Origin of the sequence: Streptomyces yokosukanensis, from assembly GCF_001514035.1 — a bacterium.
Classification (GTDB): Bacteria; Actinomycetota; Actinomycetes; order Streptomycetales; family Streptomycetaceae; genus Streptomyces; species Streptomyces yokosukanensis.
Map to the genome: position 1 here is coordinate 379,616 of NZ_KQ948210.1, position 19,534 is coordinate 399,149.

16 protein-coding genes are annotated in these 19,534 nt (G+C 74.2%); 10 read left to right on the forward strand and 6 right to left on the reverse strand.

Going from position 1 to position 19,534, the window contains the following annotated elements:
* Positions 1-115 precede the first annotated feature (115 nt).
* A complete protein-coding gene (locus AQI95_RS14510) occupies positions 116-1,459 on the forward strand; it encodes a nucleobase:cation symporter-2 family protein (RefSeq protein WP_067122471.1) in 1,344 nt (447 codons plus the stop codon).
* An 18-nt stretch (positions 1,460-1,477) separates the two neighbouring features.
* Here AQI95_RS14510 and AQI95_RS14515 read toward each other — a convergent pair whose 3' ends face one another.
* On the reverse strand, positions 1,478-1,834 hold the full coding sequence (locus AQI95_RS14515) for an ArsR/SmtB family transcription factor (RefSeq protein WP_067122474.1): 357 nt from the start codon (positions 1,832-1,834) through the stop codon (positions 1,478-1,480).
* Between the two features lie 131 nt (positions 1,835-1,965).
* Between AQI95_RS14515 and AQI95_RS14520 the strand changes: the two genes are divergently transcribed.
* Entirely contained in the window at positions 1,966-3,045 is a 1,080-nt protein-coding gene (locus AQI95_RS14520) for an NADH:flavin oxidoreductase/NADH oxidase (protein ID WP_067123129.1), read from the forward strand.
* A 297-nt stretch (positions 3,046-3,342) separates the two neighbouring features.
* Positions 3,343-5,643, forward strand: coding sequence for a DEAD/DEAH box helicase (locus AQI95_RS14525; RefSeq protein WP_079071252.1), 2,301 nt, complete (start codon positions 3,343-3,345; stop codon positions 5,641-5,643).
* A 41-nt stretch (positions 5,644-5,684) separates the two neighbouring features.
* On the opposite strand, the gene AQI95_RS14530 is transcribed toward AQI95_RS14525, so the two are convergent.
* The gene (locus tag AQI95_RS14530) at positions 5,685-6,095 is read right to left on the reverse strand and encodes a DUF6221 family protein (protein WP_067122476.1); all 411 of its coding nucleotides are present in this window, start codon (positions 6,093-6,095) and stop codon (positions 5,685-5,687) included.
* Positions 6,092-6,850 (reverse strand): PaaX family transcriptional regulator C-terminal domain-containing protein, encoded by a 759-nt coding sequence (locus AQI95_RS14535; protein ID WP_067122479.1) that lies wholly within the window; start codon positions 6,848-6,850, stop codon positions 6,092-6,094. Before AQI95_RS14535 ends, AQI95_RS14530 begins: the two co-directional genes overlap by 4 nt.
* Positions 6,851-6,921: 71 nt before the next feature.
* Here AQI95_RS14535 and AQI95_RS14540 point away from each other — a divergent pair, with 71 nt between their 5' ends.
* Both AQI95_RS14540 and AQI95_RS14545 read left to right on the forward strand, forming a co-directional pair.
* A complete protein-coding gene (locus AQI95_RS14540) occupies positions 6,922-8,625 on the forward strand; it encodes a DNA alkylation response protein (protein WP_067122482.1) in 1,704 nt (567 codons plus the stop codon).
* 178 nt (positions 8,626-8,803) lie between these two features.
* Positions 8,804-10,819, forward strand: a complete 2,016-nt coding sequence (locus AQI95_RS14545) for a HEAT repeat domain-containing protein (protein ID WP_067122485.1) — start codon at positions 8,804-8,806, stop codon at positions 10,817-10,819.
* A 158-nt stretch (positions 10,820-10,977) separates the two neighbouring features.
* Here the strand turns inward: AQI95_RS14545 and AQI95_RS14550 are convergent, their stop codons facing one another.
* Positions 10,978-11,607 carry an Rv1733c family protein gene (locus tag AQI95_RS14550; protein WP_067122488.1) on the reverse strand — a complete coding sequence of 210 codons (630 nt, stop codon included), beginning with the start codon at positions 11,605-11,607 and terminating at the stop codon, positions 10,978-10,980.
* A gap of 286 nt (positions 11,608-11,893) precedes the next feature.
* Here AQI95_RS14550 and AQI95_RS14555 point away from each other — a divergent pair, with 286 nt between their 5' ends.
* From AQI95_RS14555 to AQI95_RS14570, 4 genes are all read left to right on the forward strand, one after another.
* Entirely contained in the window at positions 11,894-12,982 is a 1,089-nt protein-coding gene (locus AQI95_RS14555; RefSeq protein WP_067123132.1) for a WD40/YVTN/BNR-like repeat-containing protein, read from the forward strand.
* Positions 12,983-13,079: 97 nt separating this feature from the next.
* The gene (locus tag AQI95_RS14560) at positions 13,080-13,757 is read left to right on the forward strand and encodes a uracil-DNA glycosylase (protein ID WP_067122491.1); all 678 of its coding nucleotides are present in this window, start codon (positions 13,080-13,082) and stop codon (positions 13,755-13,757) included.
* Positions 13,754-14,728: an N-acetylglucosamine kinase gene (locus tag AQI95_RS14565; RefSeq protein WP_067122494.1), complete on the forward strand. Its 975-nt coding sequence runs from the start codon at positions 13,754-13,756 to the stop codon at positions 14,726-14,728. Before AQI95_RS14560 ends, AQI95_RS14565 begins: the two co-directional genes overlap by 4 nt.
* Positions 14,729-14,916: 188 nt before the next feature.
* Positions 14,917-15,843, forward strand: a complete 927-nt coding sequence (locus AQI95_RS14570; RefSeq protein ID WP_107121640.1) for a sirohydrochlorin chelatase — start codon at positions 14,917-14,919, stop codon at positions 15,841-15,843.
* A gap of 194 nt (positions 15,844-16,037) precedes the next feature.
* Here the strand turns inward: AQI95_RS14570 and AQI95_RS14575 are convergent, their stop codons facing one another.
* A complete protein-coding gene (locus AQI95_RS14575) occupies positions 16,038-17,075 on the reverse strand; it encodes a lactonase family protein (protein WP_067122501.1) in 1,038 nt (345 codons plus the stop codon).
* 202 nt (positions 17,076-17,277) lie between these two features.
* Entirely contained in the window at positions 17,278-18,804 is a 1,527-nt protein-coding gene (locus tag AQI95_RS14580) for an FUSC family protein (protein WP_067122504.1), read from the reverse strand.
* 229 nt (positions 18,805-19,033) lie between these two features.
* Between AQI95_RS14580 and AQI95_RS14585 the strand changes: the two genes are divergently transcribed.
* Positions 19,034-19,510 carry an Lrp/AsnC family transcriptional regulator gene (locus AQI95_RS14585; RefSeq protein ID WP_208614173.1) on the forward strand — a complete coding sequence of 159 codons (477 nt, stop codon included), beginning with the start codon at positions 19,034-19,036 and terminating at the stop codon, positions 19,508-19,510.
* Positions 19,511-19,534: the final 24 nt, after the last annotated feature.

The window sequence follows — 19,534 nt, forward strand, 5'->3', positions numbered from 1 at the left end:
GTCCGGCGGGCAGGACACACACCGGCAACAGACCGGAAATCAACAAACTGTTCAAGATGTCTACGGTCTCGTCCTGTTCGGATGTCATGTCCCGCCCGGCACTGTTGGAGTCCCCATGGCCACCACCGCAGACGTCCACCCCGTCGACGAGGTTCCACCGGTACGGCAGTTGGCCGCCTTCGGGCTGCAGCATGTGCTCGCGATGTACGCGGGCGCGGTGGCCGTGCCGCTGATCGTGGGCGGTGCGATGAAGCTGTCGCCCGCCGATCTGGCGTATCTGATCACCGCCGACCTGCTGGTGTCCGGGATCGCCACGCTGATCCAGTGCGTCGGATTCTGGCGGTTCGGGGTCCGGCTGCCGATCATGCAGGGCTGTACGTTCGCGGCCGTGTCGCCGATGGTGCTCATCGGGACGACCGGCGGGGGACTGCCCGCGATCTACGGGGCGGTGATCGTCGCCGGTCTTGCGATCATGCTGCTGGCGCCGGTCTTCGGCAGGCTGTTGCGCTACTTCCCGCCGCTGGTGACCGGCACGGTGATCCTGATCATCGGGGTCTCGCTGCTGCCGGTCGCGGGCAACTGGGCGGCGGGCGGTGCCGGCGCGAAGGACTTCGGGGAACCGAAGAACCTGGCGCTCGCGGCTTTCGTGCTGGTGGTGGTGCTGGCCGTGCAGCGGTTCACGCCCGCGTACCTCGCCCGCATCGCCGTGCTCATCGGTATCGCGGTGGGCCTGGCGGTCGCGGTGCCGTTCGGGTTCACGGACTTCGGCGGGGTCGGCGACGCCGACTGGGTCGGCATCAGCACGCCGTTCCATTTCGGGACGCCGGTCTTCAAGGCCTCGGCCATCGTGTCCATGCTGGTGGTGGCGTTGGTGACGATGACCGAGACGACCGGTGACCTGATCGCGGTCGGCGAGCTGACCGGCCGGAGGGTCGAGTCGCGCTCGCTCGCCGACGGGCTGCGCGCGGACGGTCTGTCGACGGTGCTGGGCGGGGTGTTCAACACCTTCCCGTACACGGCGTTCGCGCAGAACGTGGGCCTGGTCGGCATGACCCGGGTGCGCAGCCGCTGGGTGGTCGCGGCGGCCGGCGGGATCCTGGTGCTGCTGGGCCTGCTGCCCAAGCTGGGCGCGGTGGTCGCGGCGATCCCGGCGCCGGTGCTGGGCGGCGCGGGACTGGTCATGTTCGGCACGGTCGCGGCGAGCGGGCTGCGGACGCTGGCCCGGGTCGACTTCAGGGGCAACAGCAATCTCACCGTGGTGGCCGTCTCGCTGGCGATCGGCATGCTGCCGGTGGGTGTGCCGACGGTCTACGAGAAGTTCCCGGACTGGTTCCAGACGGTGATGAACAGCGGCATCAGCGCGGGCTGCCTGTCCGCGATCGTGCTGAACCTGCTCTTCAACCACGTTCCCTCCAGGACCGGTTCGGATGCCGTGGCCGAGGCGGAAGGGGCCGTGTAGGTCCTGGGGCCGGGTTCCTCAGCCGGCGTCGCCGAGGCGGACGGACTGCCGGTCCGCGGCGGCGAGGAGGCTGTCGAGCAGCCCCGGGAAGAGGCCGTCGAGGTCGTCCCGGCGCAGTGCGTTCATCTTGGCCGTGCCGCGATAGACCTGCCGGATGACCCCGCTCTCGCGCAGCACCCGGAAGTGGTGCGTGGTGGTGGACTTGGTCACCGGCACATCGAAGTGGGAGCAGGACAACTCGGCCTCGGCGGCGGCCAGTTCGCGGACGATCCCCAGCCGCATCGGATCGGAGAGCGCGTGCAGCACGGCCTCCAGGCGGATCTCCGCCCGGTCGGGGTGCGGCAGTGCGCGGCCAGGGGTGGCGGTGTCGGTCACGGCGGCTGCCCTTCTTCGCGGAACTCGTCGACCGCGACCATTGTACGAGAGGCATCGTAGTTTGACATGCCTCGTAGTACGAGGGTTATCGTACGAGTCGACCAGTGGTCCCGTGACGAATGGAGTCCGTCGTGAGCGTGCTCTTCGAGCCCATCACCCTGCGCGAAGTGACCATCCCGAACCGGGTGTGGATGCCGCCGATGTGCCAGTACTCGGCCGAGCCGGACGGGCCGCTCGCCGGCGCCCCGCACGACTGGCACTTCGCGCACTACGCGGCGCGCGCCACGGGCGGCACCGGCCTGATCATCGTGGAGGCCACCGCGGTCTCGCCCGAGGGCCGGATCTCCCCCTACGACCTCGGCCTGTGGAACGACACACAGGTGGAGGCCTTCCGCCGGATCACCCGCTTCCTCACCGCCCAGGGCGTGGTGGCGGGGATCCAGCTGGCGCACGGCGGACGCAAGGCGTCGACCGACCAACCCTGGAAGGGCGGCGCCCCGGTCGGGCCGGAGGCGCACGGCTGGCAGCCGGTCGCCCCGAGCGCGGTGCCCTTCGACGAACGCCACCCCGTGCCCACCGAGTTGACGGTGGAAGGGATCGAGGAGATCGTCGGCCAGTTCGCCGCCGCGGCGCGCCGGGCGCTCGACGCCGGGTTCGACGTCGCCGAGATCCACGGCGCCCACGGCTACCTGATCAACGAGTTCCTCTCCCCGCACTCCAACCACCGCACCGACGCCTACGGCGGCTCGTACGAGAACCGCACCCGGTTCGCGCTCGAAGTCGTGGACGCCGTACGGGCGGTGTGGCCCGAGGGCAAGCCGGTGTTCTTCCGCGTCTCGGCCACCGACTGGCTCCAGGACGGCGGCTGGAGCGCGGAGGACACGGTCCGCTTCGCCCGCGATCTGCACGCCCACGGCGTCGACCTCCTCGACGTCTCCACCGGCGGCAACGCCTCCGGCGTGACCATCGCGACCGGGCCCGGCTACCAGGTGCCGTTCGCCGCCCGGGTGAAGGCCGAGACCCCGCTGCCCGTCGCCGCCGTAGGACTGATCACCGAGGCCGGGCAGGCCGAGAAGATCCTCACCAACGGTGAGGCCGACGCCGTGCTGCTCGGCCGCGAGCTGCTGCGCAACCCGTCCTGGGCCCGGCACGCGGCCCGCGAGCTGGGCGGCGAGGTCAGCGTGCCGGACCAGTACCACCGCTCGGTCTGAGCACGGCGGCACGGACGGTCGCCCGGTGGCCGCCCGGCGGTCTCCTCCCGGCCCGGTGCGGCACCCGCCGCCCGGCCGGTGCCGTCCCCGCCGAGCGGGGTGCACCGCGCGGCCGACCGAAGCCACCTCCTGCCCCTGCCCCGGCTCGCGGACCCGATCCCCGCGCCGTCGCCCTCCCGCCCGCTCTGCCACCGCCCGCCCTCGCGGACGCCCGCCGCACCGGGGCCGCCCCTGCTCGCCCGGGTCTGCTCCGAGCCCGTGCCGCGCGGTGCGAGGATGTGGCGCGAGGGAGGGCGGATGGGGCGCAGGGAGCGGGAGGCGGTCGCGCGGGCGGCGCGGCTGTACGAGGCGGGGCGGTCGCTGGCCGACGACCACGGCAGGGCCGTCGAGGCGGTTCGGGCGGCGCTGCGGCCGATCCAGGACGCGGCGGTGGAGCGGGCGCTCGACGCCATCCCCGTCGCACGGCTGCAGGACGCCACGGGCGGACGGCTGCGGCTGGGCAGTGTCGACAGGAGCGGACTGCGCACGGTCCGGCAGGTGCTCGACGCCGGGTCGTACCGGTTGCGGCAGATCCCCGGAGTGGGTGAGCGGACCGCGGGCCAGATCGTCGCGGCCGCCCGGCAGTTGTCCGACGCCGTGCACGAGACCGTCGCCGTGCACATCGACGTCGACCACCCGGACCCGCGGACGACCGCGCTCGTCATGGCCCTGCAGGTGCTCGTGGAAGCCGGGCCCGAGGCGCGCCGTGCCGTCGACACGGCCGCCGCGCTGACGAAGCGGCTCGGTCCCCTGCTGGACGACGCCCGGCCCGCCGCCGGGCGCCTGAGCATGCTGACGGCCGGGCAGGCCAGGAAGGCCCGCGCGCTGGAGGCGGTCGGGCAGATACGGACGCTGGTGGACGGGGCCGTGCGGGACGGCACCCCCGAGGCGCTCGCACAGGCGTCGGTGGACCTGCTGCGGGGGACCTCCACCGACCTCGCCGCCTGGGCGGACTTCGAGCTGCGCTCCGCCGAGTACTACGGGCTGCTCGCCGAGATCTCCGGGCCCGCCCCGAACACGGCCGCCGCCGAGGGGTTCCTGCCCGACGGCATCGCCGAGCGGGTGCGCGGCCAGCAGCTCGACGACTCCCGGCTGCGGGTGTCGCTGCGCGGCTATCAGGCGTTCGGTGCCCGCTTCGCCCTGGCGCAGCGCCGGGTGATCCTCGGCGACGAGATGGGCCTCGGCAAGACCGTGCAGGCTCTGGCCGCGCTGACGCATCTGGCCGCCGAGGGGCAGAGCCACTTCGTGGTGGTCTGCCCGGCGAGCGTCCTGGTGAACTGGACACGGGAGATCGAGGCGCGCACCTCGCTCCACGTCACCCCCCTGCACGGACCGGACCGGCACGACGCCTTCGCCTACTGGCAGGGGCGGGGCGGCGTCGCCGTGACGACGTTCGACGCCCTGCGCGGATTCCCGGTCCCGGGCGGCGGAGAGATCGGGATGCTGGTGGTCGACGAGGCGCACGCCGTGAAGAACCCCAAGGCGCTGCGTTCCCAGGCCGTCGCCCAGTGGGCCGGGCACTGCGGACGGGTCCTGTTCATGACGGGCACGCCGATGGAGAACCGGGTGGCCGAGTTCCGCAACCTGGTCCGGCTGCTCGACCAGGCCGTGGCGGACCGCATCGGCGACCAGGCCGCACTGCCCGGCTCCGTGGCCTTCCGCAAGGCGGTCGCCCCCGTCTACCTGCGCCGCAACCAGGTGGACGTCCTCGCCGAACTGCCCGCCCTGCAGCAGACGGACGAGTGGGAGGAGCCGAGCGCCTCGGACGAGGAGGCGTACCGGGAGGCGGTGTGCTCCGGCAACTTCATGGCGATGCGCAGGGCCGGGTACGCCCGCCCGGAGAAGTCCGCCAAGCTCGTCCGGCTCCGCGAGATCGTGCACGAGGCCGGGGAGAACGGGCTGAAGGTGGTGGTGTTCTCCAACTTCCGGGACGTCCTGGGCGTGGTGCGGGACGCGCTCGACGCCGGGCCGCGGACCGGCGGTCCCGTGATCGGCCCGCTCACCGGCAGTGTGCCGCCCGAGCGGCGCCAGCTGCTCGTCGACGAGTTCACGGCCGTGCCCGGCACGGCGGTGCTGCTGGCGCAGATCCAGGCGGCGGGCGTCGGGCTCAACATCCAGGCCGCCTCCGTCGTGATCATCTGCGAGCCCCAGATCAAGCCGACCGTCGAACAGCAGGCGGTGGCACGGGCCCACCGCATGGGCCAGGTACGGCCGGTCCGGGTGCACCGCCTGCTGGCTCCGGGCGGCGTCGACGAGCGGATGGTGCAGATGCTGAAGCGGAAGGCCCGCCTGTTCGACGCCTACGCCCGCCGCAGCGAGGTGGCGGAGGCGACCCCGGACGCCGTCGACGTGTCGGACACGGAGCTGGCGCGCCGCATCGTCGCGGAGGAGCAGACCCGCCTGGGCTTCACACCGAGCGACCCCGGCTCCGGATCCGGATCCGGCACCCTCGGCGTCGCATCCGGTGCGCGCGCAGATGACCTCTCCGCCACGGAGCCCGCCGAAGCCGTCGACGGCCGGTTCTCCCCGTCGGGGACCAGCGGTCGGCCTCCGGCCTAGGAGGTGTCGTCGAACTCCCGCCGTCCGCCCGAAGGGCGGGCTCAGGGGCGCCAGGAGTCGTCGTATCCGGGATGGCCGGCGAACGGCGCGGCGAGCAGGCGCAGCGTGGTGCAGGCCGAGCGGGGGCCCTCCGCCTCGCGGCAGGTGCGGCACCGGCCGTCGTCGCGTGTCCGGTGCTCCCGCGACAGCGCCCGCTTCGCCTGGAGTTCGCGCAGCACCCGGGCCGGATCGTGCCGGGCCACATGGGTGAGCAGCCGCACCGGGTCCTCGGCGCCGAACTGCACCAGCGGCGTGTGCGTGGTCCCGCCGTCCTGGGACGTGAGCACCTGCTCGATGTCGTCGGCCATGACACCCCATACGGCGCCGGGCGCACCGGCGATCGCGTCGCGTGCCACCCGTTCCTCCTCCTCGAACCGGGCCCGCAGAAACCCTTCGAGGGACTCCGGCGTCATGCGGCGCGCTCCCTTCGCCCCACCGACGCGGCCAACTCCCGCTGGAACCCGGCGTACGCCGTGCGCAGGGTGTCCCCCGGCCAGTCGGCGGGGAGGAGTTCGCGCGGCAGGACCGGGTCGGTGAGCAGGTGACGTACGGCGGCGGCGTAGGCGGTGAGGCGGTCCGCCGGGCTCCGCGCGGCCGCGGTGCGGGCGAGCAGCAGCCGCGCGGTGGCCGCCCAGGCGTCCAGGGGCCAGAGCCGGGCCACCAGGTCGGGCGCGGGCTCGTCGGGGCGTGCGGCGTACGTCCGGGCGACCGTGCGCAGCGGGTCCGGCAGGACGCGGTCGAGGTTGGCCGGGCGCAGCCACACGCCCTCGCGGAGTTCGGCCAGGCGCAGGGCGGTCAACCGGGCGCGCAGTTCGGCCCGTTCGGCGGGGCCGCGGCCGGTCGCCGTGACGACCACCATCTCCCAGTCGCCGCTCCACGCGCGCGTGCCGGGGCGCAGTGCCTCGTCCTGGCGCCGCTGGCGGGCCAGCAGCCGGTCGCTGAGCCGGTAGACGGCGTCGGTGCGGCGCAGGTCTCCCGCGCTCACCATCCGGCTCAGCGCGGCCCGCAGCGTGGATCCGCCGACACCGAAGGGCTCCACCAGCCGGACCAGGTCCTTCACCGGTAGTTCCGCGGGGTGCGCGCCGAGGAGCAGGCTCAGTACGACCGACCGCGCGGACAGCGGCCGCAGGCCTGCCTCCTGCGGATCGGGCGAGACGTTCATGCGCATGGGCACGTACTGTACGTGGACTCGCATGTTGCACTATTGCTACAGTCGCAGAAGAAGTGCAACATGCTCTCATGGTCTCGATTCCCGCCCAGTCGCCCGCGCAGCCGCCCGCCCAGTCGCGGCCTCAGCCGCAGCACGCCGCCTCCGACGCGACCCACGACGTCACCAACCAGGCCCCGCCCCTGGCCCCGTACGACGCCTCCGACGACGCGGCCCTGCTGGAGGGGCTGCGCCGCGAGGGTGCCGGGTGGGCCGAGGACGGCATCCGGCGGCTGGGGGCGCGCGCCGGGAGCGTGGAGGCGCAGGAGTGGGGCGAGCTGGCGAACCGGTACGAGCCGGTGCTGCGCACCCATGACCGCTACGGCCACCGCGTCGACGAGGTGGACTTCCACCCCAGCTGGCACCACCTGATGCGCACGGCGGTCGCCGAGGGGCTGGCCGGGGCACCGTGGGCGGACCAGCGTCCCGGCGCCCATGTGGCCCGCACCGCGGGCGGACTGGTGTGGGGGCACACGGAGGCCGGACACGGCTGCCCGACGTCGATGACGTACGCCGCCGTGCCCGCGCTGCGCGCACAGCCGGATCTGACCAAGGTCTACGAACCGCTGCTCACCAGCCGGGAGTACGACCCGGAGCTGCGCGTGCCCACCGAGAAGCCGGGCCTGCTCGCAGGGATGGGCATGACCGAGAAGCAGGGCGGCTCGGACGTGCGGACGAACACCACCGCGGCCACACCGACCGGTGAGCCCGGGGTGTACACGCTGCGCGGGCACAAGTGGTTCACGTCGGCGCCGATGTGCGACGTCTTCCTGGTGCTCGCGCAGGCGCCAGGCGGCCTGTCGTGCTTCCTCGTGCCGCGCGTGCTGCCGGACGGCACTCGCAACACCTTCCGCGTCCAGCGCCTGAAGGACAAGCTGGGCAACCGCTCCAACGCCTCCTCGGAGCCGGAGTTCGACCGGACCGTGGCCTGGCTGGTGGGGCCCGAGGGGCGGGGCGTGAAGACCATCATCGAGATGGTCAACTGCACCCGGCTGGACTGTGTGATGGCCTCCGCGACGCTGATGCGCAAGTCGCTGGTCGAGGCGGGCCATCACGCCCGGCACCGCAGCGCGTTCGGCGCCCGGTTGGCCGAGCAGCCGCTGATGCGCAACGTCCTGGCCGACCTGGCGCTGGAGTCGGAGGCGGCGACGACACTCGCCCTGCGGCTGGCCGGTGCGGCCGACCGCGCGGTGCGCGGGGACGCCGGGGAGCGGGCCTTCCGGCGGATCGCCACCGCCGTCGGCAAGTACTGGGTCACCAAGCGGGGACCGGCGTTCACCGCGGAGGCGCTGGAGTGCCTGGGCGGCAACGGCTACGTCGAGGACTCCGGGATGCCCCGGCACTACCGGGAGGCCCCGCTGCTGTCGATCTGGGAGGGCTCGGGCAACGTCAACGCACTGGACGTGCTGCGCGCCCTCAGCCGCGAACCGGACAGCGCCGAGGCCCTGTTCACCGAACTCGCCCTCGCGCGCGGGGCCGACGCGCGCCTGGACACGGCGGTCGCCGCGCTCAAGGACCAGTTGGCCGAAACCGACCAGACGGGCGCCCGCCGGCTGGTCGAGCGGATGGCGCTCGCCCTGCAGGGCGCGCTGCTGGTGCGGCACGCCCCGCACCCGGTCGCGGACGCCTTCTGCGCGAGCCGGCTGGGCGGCGACTGGGGGCACGCGTTCGGCACGCTGCCCGCCGGAGCCGGCCTCGACGCGATCCTGGAGCGTGCGCTGCCCGGCCTGAACTGACCCCTGCCCCTGACGAGTACGACCCCTTTCGCGAAGCTCCCGTCCGGCGGGCGAGGGCCGTTGGCACCCTGGCCGGTGACAGCCGACGGATCGCACACAGTCAGCGCGTGGTTCCGGACCGTTGTCAGTGCCGTGGTGCACACTCGCGATCAGGTGGCACTCGTCTGGGGAGGGCAACGTGTTCACGGGGATCGACGAGGTCGACTGGGCCTCGCTGCGGCACGCGCACGGCAGCGCGGAGGACGTGCCCGGCTGGTTGCGGTCGCTGGCGTCCGCGGACACCGTCGAGCGGGCGACCGCGCTCGACGGGATGTACGGCGCACTGCACCACCAGGGGTACGTGTACGACTCGACGCTGGCCTGCGTCCCGTTCCTGCTCTCGCTCGTGGCCCGCGAGGAGCTGCCGGACCGGGGCGGCATCGTGGAACTGCTGGTCGGCATCGGCGCGGAGAGCGCGGACGGGGACCCGCGCGCACGGGAAGCGGTGTGCGCGGGCGCCGAGGTGTTCGTCCGGCTCGCCCGGGACCCGGACCCGGCGGTGCGCCGGGCGACCGCCGGGGCCCTCGTCCACTTCCTGGCCGCGCCCGCGCGGGTCCTGGACCTGTTGCGGCAGCGGCTGCGGGCCGAGCGCGACGACCGCGTCCTGCTCGCGCTCACGGAGGCGCTCGGCCTGTTCACCCGCCGCCACCCCGCGCACGCCGGCGCCGCGGTGGACCTCCTGGCCGAGCAGAGCGCGCCGCCGTACGCGCCGGGGCCGCGGCTCGCCGCGCTCGGACAGCTCGCGCTCGTCGCACCCGCCCGGCTGCCCGCCGATCCGGTGCCGACGGCGGTCCGGCTGCTGCGGGAGCGCACGGCGCAGCGAGCCCGGTTGCCGGACCTTGGCGCCGCCGACACCCTTGTCCGGCGCCTGCACCGGCTGCGCCCGTCCGACGAGGAGGGCTCCCGTCTGCTGCGCACCCTGCACACCGCCCTCGGCGACCACGTGGGTGAGCGGACCGCGCTGCTCAGCGGGCAGTTGACCAGTCCCGACCCGGTGGACCGGTGCAATGCGGTGTGGATGGCGGCGGCACTGCTGCGCGGCTGGCGCGGCGACCACAGCGGAACCGTCAGCCTGCTCGGCGCCCAACTGAGCGCGGAGCAGGACCGATTACGGGACGCGGCGGCAGCGGTCCTCGCGGAGCTGTTCGCGTCGGCCGCACCCGCCGCCGACGCGCTGCACGCGCTGGTGGGTGCCCGCCCCGACCTGTGGACGCACCGCGGCGGGCGCGGCTCCGCCAGGCTGGGCGGCCCGCTCAGGGCGCTCGCCAGAAGCGGCGATCCGCGCGCGGTCCCGGCCCTCGCCCAACTGCTGGCCGGCCCGGCCGCGCCGGAGGACCTGGGGTTCGAGGTGGCTCATCTGGGCCCCGCCGCGGCCCCGCTCGCGCCCGCGTTACGGCACCGGCTCGGCCGGATCCCCCTCGCCGCCCCCTCCGCCGCCCGCTGCGCCGCCCCGCTGCTGGCCGCGGTCGCGGCCGTCGGAGACGAGGGGGCGGTCCCGCAGGTGCTGCGGCTGCTGTCGGGGGCTCCCGAGGCGCTGGGCGCACGGGACGCGATCGCGGGCCAGGCCATCGGGGCTCTGGTGGCCTTGGGCGGCGCCGCCGAGGCGATCCCGACACTCCAGGCGCTCCTGCGCACCCGCCACGCCGCCGCCGCGGCCGGCGCACTCTGGTCGGCGCGGCGGGACGCCACCGTCGTACTCCCCGTGCTGCTGCGGGAGTTGGCCCAGGGCGAACCGGCGAACCGATGCCGCGCCGCCGCGCAGCTCGGCGTAGTGGGACCGGCCGCGCGCGCCGCGCTGCCCGCGCTGCGCCGGGCGGCCCGCTCTGGGCCCGCGCGGGAGCGGGTGGCCACCGCGTGCGCGCTGTGGCGCGTCGACGCGGATCCGCAACCGGTCCTGCCGGTGTTCCGTACGGCCTGGACCGAGGACCCGCACACGCGCGGCCCGATCGCCCGCTGCCTCACCGCGATGGGTCCCGCCGCCGCGCCGCTACGGCACCTGGTGACGGCGGAGCTGGCCGCCCCGCGCCGCCCTCCGGCCCGCACGCGCGGAGCCGACGGCTGGGGCATACCGCAGGACGAGGCGCTGCTGACAGCGTGCCGGAAGGCGTTGGAGGCAATGCGGGCAGGCGCGGATCCGGCACAAGCAGGTGCCTGACGAGCCGTCGGGCCACCGGCTGGGCGATGCTGCCCTCGAACGGCCCGGCCCGGGAGGCGTCCGCCTGCCCCCGCCCGGCCCACCAGCACCTGGGCGGCCCACGCGGGCCGCACGGACCAGGTCGGCGTGCCGCACCCGAGCCGGGCAGGCGGCGGGTTTCAGCCCGACCTGCGGCCGTGATCGGACCATCCGCCCCACTGCGGTCCGAGCCGCGCCCATTCCGCGTCCCAGGCGTCCATGCGACGGCGTTCCAGCCGGCCGCGCAGGGCGAGGCCGGCGACGAAGGGGACGGCCGCCGCGCTCACGCCCACCAGGCAGCCGATCAGGGCGCCGCGGAAGTCGGCCTCGGAGGCGGAGGTGGGGCGGTCGACGAGATGACCCTGCGGATCGGTCCAGACGGTGACCGGGGTGCCGGCCCTGCTGCCGGCCTGCACCCGGACCTGGCCGGTGTGGACGGAGCCGTCGGCCACCCGCCAGCGGACCTTGGCCCAGACCCGTTCACCTGCGGAGGTGTGGCTGTGCACGGGGGAGTTTCCGGGCGCCCGTCCCACGACACGGGCCACGACGGGACGCCACTCCGCCCGTTCCTCAGCGAGCCCGTGTTCCACCGACCGGGCCGCCACCAGACCGCCCAAGGCCCCCGCCAGGACGGTCAGCAGCCAGGCGCCGAGCAGCACCCAGGCCTCCACCACGTCGGCCCGGCGCTTGAGCGGGTTGCGCCGCCAGCGCCACCATCGCGCCTTCGGACCCCGGAACACCTTCGGACCACGGAACACCTTCAAAGGCATCCTCCCCACGAGCGCACCGACCGGCCGGAACGCCCTCCCATACGCGGGAGATCGCCCCGTTGCTCACGAAGCCGTCTCCTCGACGGTCGCACGAGACACCCCGTTCGCGCAGGCGCATGCCGTAAAGGGGCGTGGCCGATCTCCGCCACAGGCCGACGACACCGCCGTGACCTGTGGAAACGCGTAGTTCAGCGGGGAGTGTCAGTGGCGGGGTGCAGACTGGCCGACAACTGACGACTTCCTGTCTCACGACTACCTGGACGAAGGCGTCCCGGAGGTGATCGGCATGACCGAGGTAATGCTGGCGGTGGGCACCCGCAAGGGACTGTTCATCGGGCGGCGAAGGGGCCGCGGCGCCTGGGAGTTCGACGACAGCCCGTATTTCAACGCCCAGGCGGTCTACTCCGTCGCGATCGACACCCGGCAGCCCCGGCCGCGGCTGCTGGCGGGCGGCGACAGCGCCCACTGGGGCCCGTCGGTCTTCCACTCCGACGACCTCGGCCGCAGCTGGACCGAACCGCCGCGACCGGCCGTCAAGTTCCCCAAGGACACGGGCGCTTCCCTGGAGCGCGTCTGGCAGCTGCACCCGGCCGCCGCCGAGCCCGGCGTGGTCTACGCGGGCACGGAACCGGCGGCGCTGTACCGCTCGGAGGACCGCGGCGAGAGCTTCGACCTGGTCAGGCCGCTGTGGGAGCATCCGACCCGCTCGCGGTGGGTGCCCGGCGGCGGCGGTGAGGGGCTGCACACCGTGGTCACGGACGCCCGCGACCCCCACGCGGTGACCGTGGCCGTCTCGACGGCCGGGGTGTTCCGCTCCACCGACGGCGGCACGCACTGGACGCCGTCCAACTCCGGTGTGTCCGCGGTGTTCCTGCCGGATCCGAACCCGGAGTTCGGCCAGTGCGTGCACAAGATCGCCAAGGACGCGGGCGATTCGGACCGGCTGTATCTCCAGAACCACTGGGGGGTGTACCGCAGCGACGACGCGGGGGCGCACTGGACCGACATCGGCGCGGATCTGCCGTCCACCTTCGGTTTCGCGGTGGCCGCTCATCCGCACCGGGCCGGCACGGCGTACGTCTTCCCGATCAACGCCGACGCCGACCGGGTGCCCGCCGGGCACCGCTGCCGCGTCTTCCGCACCACCGACGCGGGCCGGAGCTGGGAGCCGCTGTCCAAGGGACTGCCCGAGGAGGATCACTACGGCACGGTGCTGCGCGACGCCCTGTGCACGGACGACGCCGACCCGGCGGGTGTCTACTTCGGCAACCGCAACGGCGAGGTGTTCGCATCGGCCGACGACGGCGACAGCTGGCAGCAGCTGGCCGGCCATCTGCCGGACGTGCTGTGCGTACGGGCGGCGGTGATCGCCTGACCCCTGTGTGCGGGCGGGCGGGCCGCACGGGGACGCCTCCGCCGACCTTCGGCCATCGGTTGATCACCTGCCCGTGTACGGCAGTAGGGTGACGCCCGTGGCACCACGACCCTTGCATGAAATCGTCGAACCGGGCTGGGCGAAGGCCCTGGAACCCGTCGCCGGACGGATCGCCGAGATGGGCGACTTCCTGCGCACGGAGATCGCCGCGGGACGCACCTATCTCCCGGCCGGACCCAACGTCCTGCGGGCCTTCCAGCAACCGTTCGACGACGTACGGGTACTGATCGTCGGTCAGGATCCGTATCCGACCCCGGGGCACGCGGTGGGCCTGTCGTTCTCGGTCGCGCCCGAGGTACGCCCGCTGCCGCCCAGCCTGATCAACATCTTCCGCGAGCTGAACACCGACCTGGGGCTGCCCCAGCCGGCGACCGGCGACCTCACGCCGTGGACGCAGCAGGGCGTCCTGCTGCTCAACAGAGCGCTGACCACGGCGCCGCGCAGCCCGGCCGCCCACCGTGGCAAGGGCTGGGAAGACGTCACCGAGCAGGCGATCCGGGCGCTGGCGGCGCGCGGCAAGCCGCTGGTGTCCATCCTGTGGGGTCGCGACGCCCGCAATCTGCGGCCGCTGCTGGGCAGCCTGCCGGCGGTGGAGTCCGCGCATCCCTCGCCGATGTCGGCCGATCGCGGGTTCTTCGGCTCGCGGCCGTTCAGCCGGGCCAACGACCTGCTGACACAGCAGGGCGGACAGCCGGTGGAGTGGCGACTGCCGTGACCGTGCCCGGGTATCTGGCGGTGGACTCCGGAGGCTCCGGTCTCCGGGTCGCCGTCGGCGTGCCGGGCCGGGCACCCGCTGCCCAGCGGGAGTCGCGCGAACCGGTGCGCACGGGTGCGCGGGGCATCGATGCCGCTCATCTCATGGCCCAACTCGTCCCGCTGGCCCGTGCCTGTGCCGCGGAGGCCGACGTGGGCGAGCCGGCCACGGCCGTCATCGGCGCCGCCGGGTTCACCACCCTGGGCGACGACCTGCGCGCCGAACTGCCCGGCGCCCTCGCCCGGGAGCTGGGCGTCCGGCGTGTGGCGCTGGCCGCCGACGCCGTCACCGCGTATGCCGGCGCCCTCGGACAGCGGCCGGGCGCGGTGCTCGCCGCGGGCACCGGGCTGATCGCCGTCGGCACCGACCTGTCGTCCTGGCGGCGGGCCGACGGCTGGGGGCATCTGCTCGGCGACTGCGGCGGCGGCGCCTGGATCGGACGGGCCGGTCTGGAGGCGGCGCTGCGCGCGCACGACGGCCGGGACGGCGGCTCCGCACCGCTGCTGCGCTGCGCCGAGGAGCAGTTCGGGGCGGCGCGCGACCTGCCGGGGCAGCTGTATCCGCGCACGGACCGGCCGGCCGTCCTGGCCTCCTTCGCGCCCCGCGTGGCCGCCTGCGCCGCGCACGACCCGGTCGCAGCGGGCATCCTGCGGGACGCGGCCCGGCACATGGCCGAGTCCGCCGCCGCCGTGTGCCCGGCGGACGGGGAGTCCCGAGTGGCGTTCACCGGCGGCCTGTTCCGCCTCGGCGCTCCGCTCCTCGTACCCCTGCGGGAGCAGCTGGCGGCCAGGCTGCCGTACGCCCGGCAGGTGCCGGCCGAGGGCGATCCCCTGCACGGCTCGGTACGGATCGCGACCGATCTCGCGGCCGGCCGCCTCACCCTGCCGGGTGAACCGACCATGCTCCATGTGATCTCCGTACAACGGGATTGAGTACGGGATCGAGTTCCCGGCAAAAGCGGATTGTTCACCCTTGCGGAGCCCTTGTCGTCACATGTTCGCGGCACGTGCCGCGAACATGTGTCCTCCGCGCGTAACTCATCAGACAAAACCGGACGGATACCGCTCACCTGCACCCTCCCCGAACGGAGGAACCCTTGAAGCCAGTAACATGCGGCGCCATGAGCTCCCCCACTGGACCCGAGTCCGGCCTGCCAGTACGAATGCCGCGACCCCGCCAGCCCGGACGGCACCGCCGACCGGAACCGCTGGTGGCTCCCGAGGGTGCGCCCGCGCTCGCCCTCGCGGTGCCCGGTGCGCCCAGCGCCGCCATTCGCAGCCTCGCCGAGGAGGTCGTGAGCATCGCCCGCTCCGAGCTGCCCGGTCTGGACGCCCGGATCGGGTACCTGGAGGGGGACGACGCCGAGTTCCCCACGCTCCGGTCCGTGCTGGCACGCGCCGCCGGGGAGCGGACGGCGCGGTACGAGCAGGCCGTCGCCGCCGGGGTCGAGGGGATCAAGGAGCCCGACGGCCCGGTCGCCGTCGTCGTCCCGCTGCTGGCCGGCCCGGACAGCGCCATGCTGCGGCAGATCCGCCAGTGCGTGATGGACAGCCGGGTCGCCGCCGATCTGACCGACGTCCTCGGTCCGCACCCGCTGCTCGCCGAGGCGCTGCACGTGCGGCTGTCGGAGGCGGGTCTGGCCCGTGCCGACCGCGCGCGCCTGTTCACCGTGGCCACCGCCGCGGACGGCATCATCCTGGCGTCCGTGGGGGGCGAGGAGGCGGTGCAGGCGGCCGGGATCACCGGCATGCTGCTCGCCGCGCGCCTGGCCGTGCCGGTGATGGCCGCGGCCCTGGACCAGGAGGGCTCGATCTCCTCCGTCGCCGAGCAGCTGCGTTCCTCGGGCTCGCAGCAGCTGGCCCTGGCGCCGTACCTGATCGGCCCGGAGATCGACCCGGCGCTGCTGGCGGCGGCCGCCGCGGAGGCGGGCTGTGCCACGGCCGAGGCGTTGGGCGCGTACCCGACGATCGGCAAGCTCGCCCTCGCCAAGTACACGACGGCGCTGGGCATCGCCCCGCAGCAGCCGCAGGGCACGCCGGTCCGCTGACCCGGCCCGCCCGCCTCAAGCCGCGACCGCGCGGCGCCCGTACGACCCAGGGCCCGCTCCCCACCCCGGAGCGGGCCCTTCGGCCTGCCCGGGAGGAGTCAAGCCCAGGAAGGGTCAAGTCCGGGAGGACTCAGGTCCGGGAGGACTCAGGTCCGGGAGGACTCAAGCCCGAGAGCGCTCAAGTCCGGGAAGGCTCAGCCGAAGACGACGCACGAGGCCGCGGGGACCCGTACCGCACCGTCGTAGCGGGGCACCCCCGACGCCTCGTCCAATGCGAACCAGCTCACATCGCCGGAGCGCTCGTTGGCCGAGTAGAGGAAGCCGCGGTGCTCGGCGAGCGCGCGCGGCCAGCGGCCGCCGCAGGGCACCGTGCCGATCAGCCGGAGCCCCTCGCCCTCGACGGCGAGGACCGACAGGACGTCCTCGCCGCGGGTCGCGGTCCACACGAAGCGGCCGTCGGGCGAGACGACGATCCCGGACGGATAGGCGTCCCCGGCCGGGGCGCCGGGCAGCACGGGGACCTCGGTCAGCGGTCTGAGCGAACCCGCCTCGGCGTCCCAACGGCACACGGTCACCGTCGGGGTGAGTTCGTTGACCACGTAGGCGTGCGCGCCGTCGGGGTGAAAGACCAGGTGGCGGGGGCCGGAGCCGGGGCGCAGGGCGAACTCGCGGTGTACGGCAAGCGCCCCGTCCGCGAGGGTGCAGACCCGTACCGAGTCCGTGCCGAGGTCGACGCTCACGGCCCACCGGCCGCTCGGGTCGGCCTGCACCTGGTGGGCGTGCGGGCCGCGCTGGCGCCGGTCGTGCGGGCCGGAGCCGGTGTGCTGGAGGCGCCCGGAGGGCTTGGCCGCGAGCGTGCCGTCCGGGCGCAGGGGGACGGCGGTGACACTGCCGCAGCCGTAGTTGGCGGTGAGCAGGTGCCCCGCGTACAGGCCGAGGTGGGTCGGTCCGCTGGCGTCCACCGACACGGGTGTCCCGGCGAGTTCCGGCCGGTCGCCGTGGACACGGTAGGCGGCTACGGCACCCTCGGCGATCTCGCTGACCGCGTAGAGCGTCCGCCCGTCCGACGACAGGGCCAGATAGGACGGGTCGCGTACGTCGTTGACGGCGACGCCGAGGACGAGTGCGCCGTTGTCCGGCGTGATCTCGGCGGTCACGAGGCCGGGGCCGCCCGCGGCCGTGAACGAGCCGATGAACGCCCGGCGCCTGCCGGGCCTGCAGTCCTGTGCCACCGCTGTCCCCTCTCGGTCGAGCCCGTCCGGGGCCGACGGTAGCAGTCGATCAAGGCGGTCTAGACCAAGGAGCCGGTGTGGTCGGCGATTGTCTTCCTCCGCAGGCCCCACCGACCGCACACCCGAGGGGGCCGGCTTCCCTCACCGGCCGCACGCCCGGGGCGGCCGGCCTCCCCCACCGGCCGCGGTCACACCGACCGGCTCAGGCATCCACCAGTCGCGAACCCGAGCGGGTCCGCAGGGGCTCGGACAGCTCGGTGAGGGCGCGCTCCAGGCCGTGCAGGTGGGCCAGGGCGGGCTCGGCGGGTGGCTCGGCGGGGCTCCGTACGGGCTCCAGGCGGCTCGTGATCAGGGCGTCGACGGCGGACTCCACGCGCCGGCAGGCCGCGGCCAGGCGGGTGTCGTGCGAGGCCTCGGGATCGGCGGCGACGGTCACGAGGCCCCGCACCTCGCGGGCACAGTCGTCGAGGAGGGCGAGGACGCGGCGGGCGCGCCGCTTGCGGGCCGACATCGGGTTCAGCGGGTGCACCAGCGGGGCGACGGCGAGCCGGACACGGCCCAGCAACTGCTCCAGCTCGGCGACGCGCGGCGCCGGGTCGGCGGTCGTCGAACCCGCGAGCCTGGCCGCGGCCTCGGCCGTACAGGCGTGCACACAGCGCAGGGCGCGCTGGATCCAGGCGTCCGTGATGGCGTGGGTGGTGACCGGAAGGACGAACAGCACGGCGAGCGCCGCGCCGAGCGCGCCCACGCCGGTCTCGGCCAGGCGCAGGGCCAGCAGGCCGGGGTTCAGGACGCCGAGCAGGCCGTAGAGCAGTTCGGCGAGCAGGGTCACCCAGAGCATCATCCAGGTGTAGGAGACGGCCGCCGTGTAGAAGATGCCGAAGACGGCGACGGCGACGAGCACGGCCGTCGCGACCGGGGCGCCGTGCACGGGTACCGCGACGAGGAAGCCCAGGCAGATGCCGATCACCGTGCCGAGCACCCGGCGGAAGCCGCGGACCAGCGTCTCGCCGCGCGAGGCGGTGTTGACGAAGATCCACCAGGTGGCGCCGACGGCCCAGTACCAGCGCTGTCCGGACACCAGCTGGCCCACGACCAGCGCGAAGCCCGCGCCCGCGGTCGCCTGCACGGCCTGCCGCGTGGTCACCCGGGCCAGGCCACGACCGGCGGGCGACACGGGTCCCCCCGTTCGGGTGGAGCCGAGGGTGGGGGCGGGTACGGCGGGCGGGGGCAGCCGGCGCTCGTAGCACCACACACCGAAGCGCACCGCGGCCGCGCTGAGCACCGACAGCAGGACGGCCGTGTACAGCTCGGGCAGCTGCGCCGGCGTGGCGTGCAGGAACTGGGCCACGAAGAAGGTCATGAAGGCGAACACACCGAGGCTGTGCCCGCGCGGACCCCACCGGCGCGCGTACACCCCGGCGCCGACGACGGCGAGGAAGGCCAGGTCGCGTGCGACGGGGACGGAGTGCAGCTCGGCCGCCGCGGCGAGCACCGGCATGCCCACGACGGGCAGCAGCGCGGTGGTGACCGCCTGTCCGCGCACGGTCGGATCGGCGACCGTGAACAGGGTGAGCAGGGCGGCGAGGCCGCCGGTGACCGCGCCGACGAGGGAGTGTCCGACCAGGAGGCAGACGACGACCGCGGGGCCGATGCCGAGGACGGCCCGCGCGGCGAAGCGCAGCCGCGCCCGACCCGGATCCGGAGCCACGAACACCCTCTTCAGCACTGCTGTCCTCCCCATGGAACACGGCACACAAAAGGCGCCGCGGAGACCCGCAGCGCCATCGACGTGTCCATGAGAGCATCACCGGGGCTACTGGCTCAAGTGATCGCCGATTCACTGGTCCATTGGTACTGGACGAGATGGCTGCGAGCGGCCGATCAAAAGCCAACGGACCAGGTCGGAGGGCCTATGCGGGCGGCCCAGGGCTGAGCCATTGGTACAGTCGTCCATCATGGCCGTGGACGAACTCGACACCCGCATCCTGCGGCTGCTCCTTGAGCAGCCGCGCACCAGCGTGCGCGAGTACGCCCGCGTCCTCGGCGTCGCCCGCGGCACGCTCCAGGCCCGGCTGGACCGCCTGGAACGCGACGGTGTGATCACCGGTACCGGCCCCTCCCTCTCCCCCGCCGCCCTGGGCCATCCGGTGCTGGCGTTCGTGCACATCGAGGTCACCCAGGGCCATCTGGACGACGTGGGGGACGCGCTGGCCGCCGTACCGGAGATCGTGGAGGCGTTCTCGATCACGGGCGGCGGGGATCTGCTCGCCCGGGTGGTCGGCCGGGACAACGCCCACCTGGAGGACGTCATCCAGAAGCTGATCAGCCTGCCGGGGGTGGTGCGCACCCGCACCGAGGTGGCGCTGCGCGAGCGCGTCCCGTACCGGCTGCTGCCCCTGGTGGAGTCGGTGGGCCGGGCGGTCCGCACCTGACGGCCTGCCTCTTGGCATTCTGGA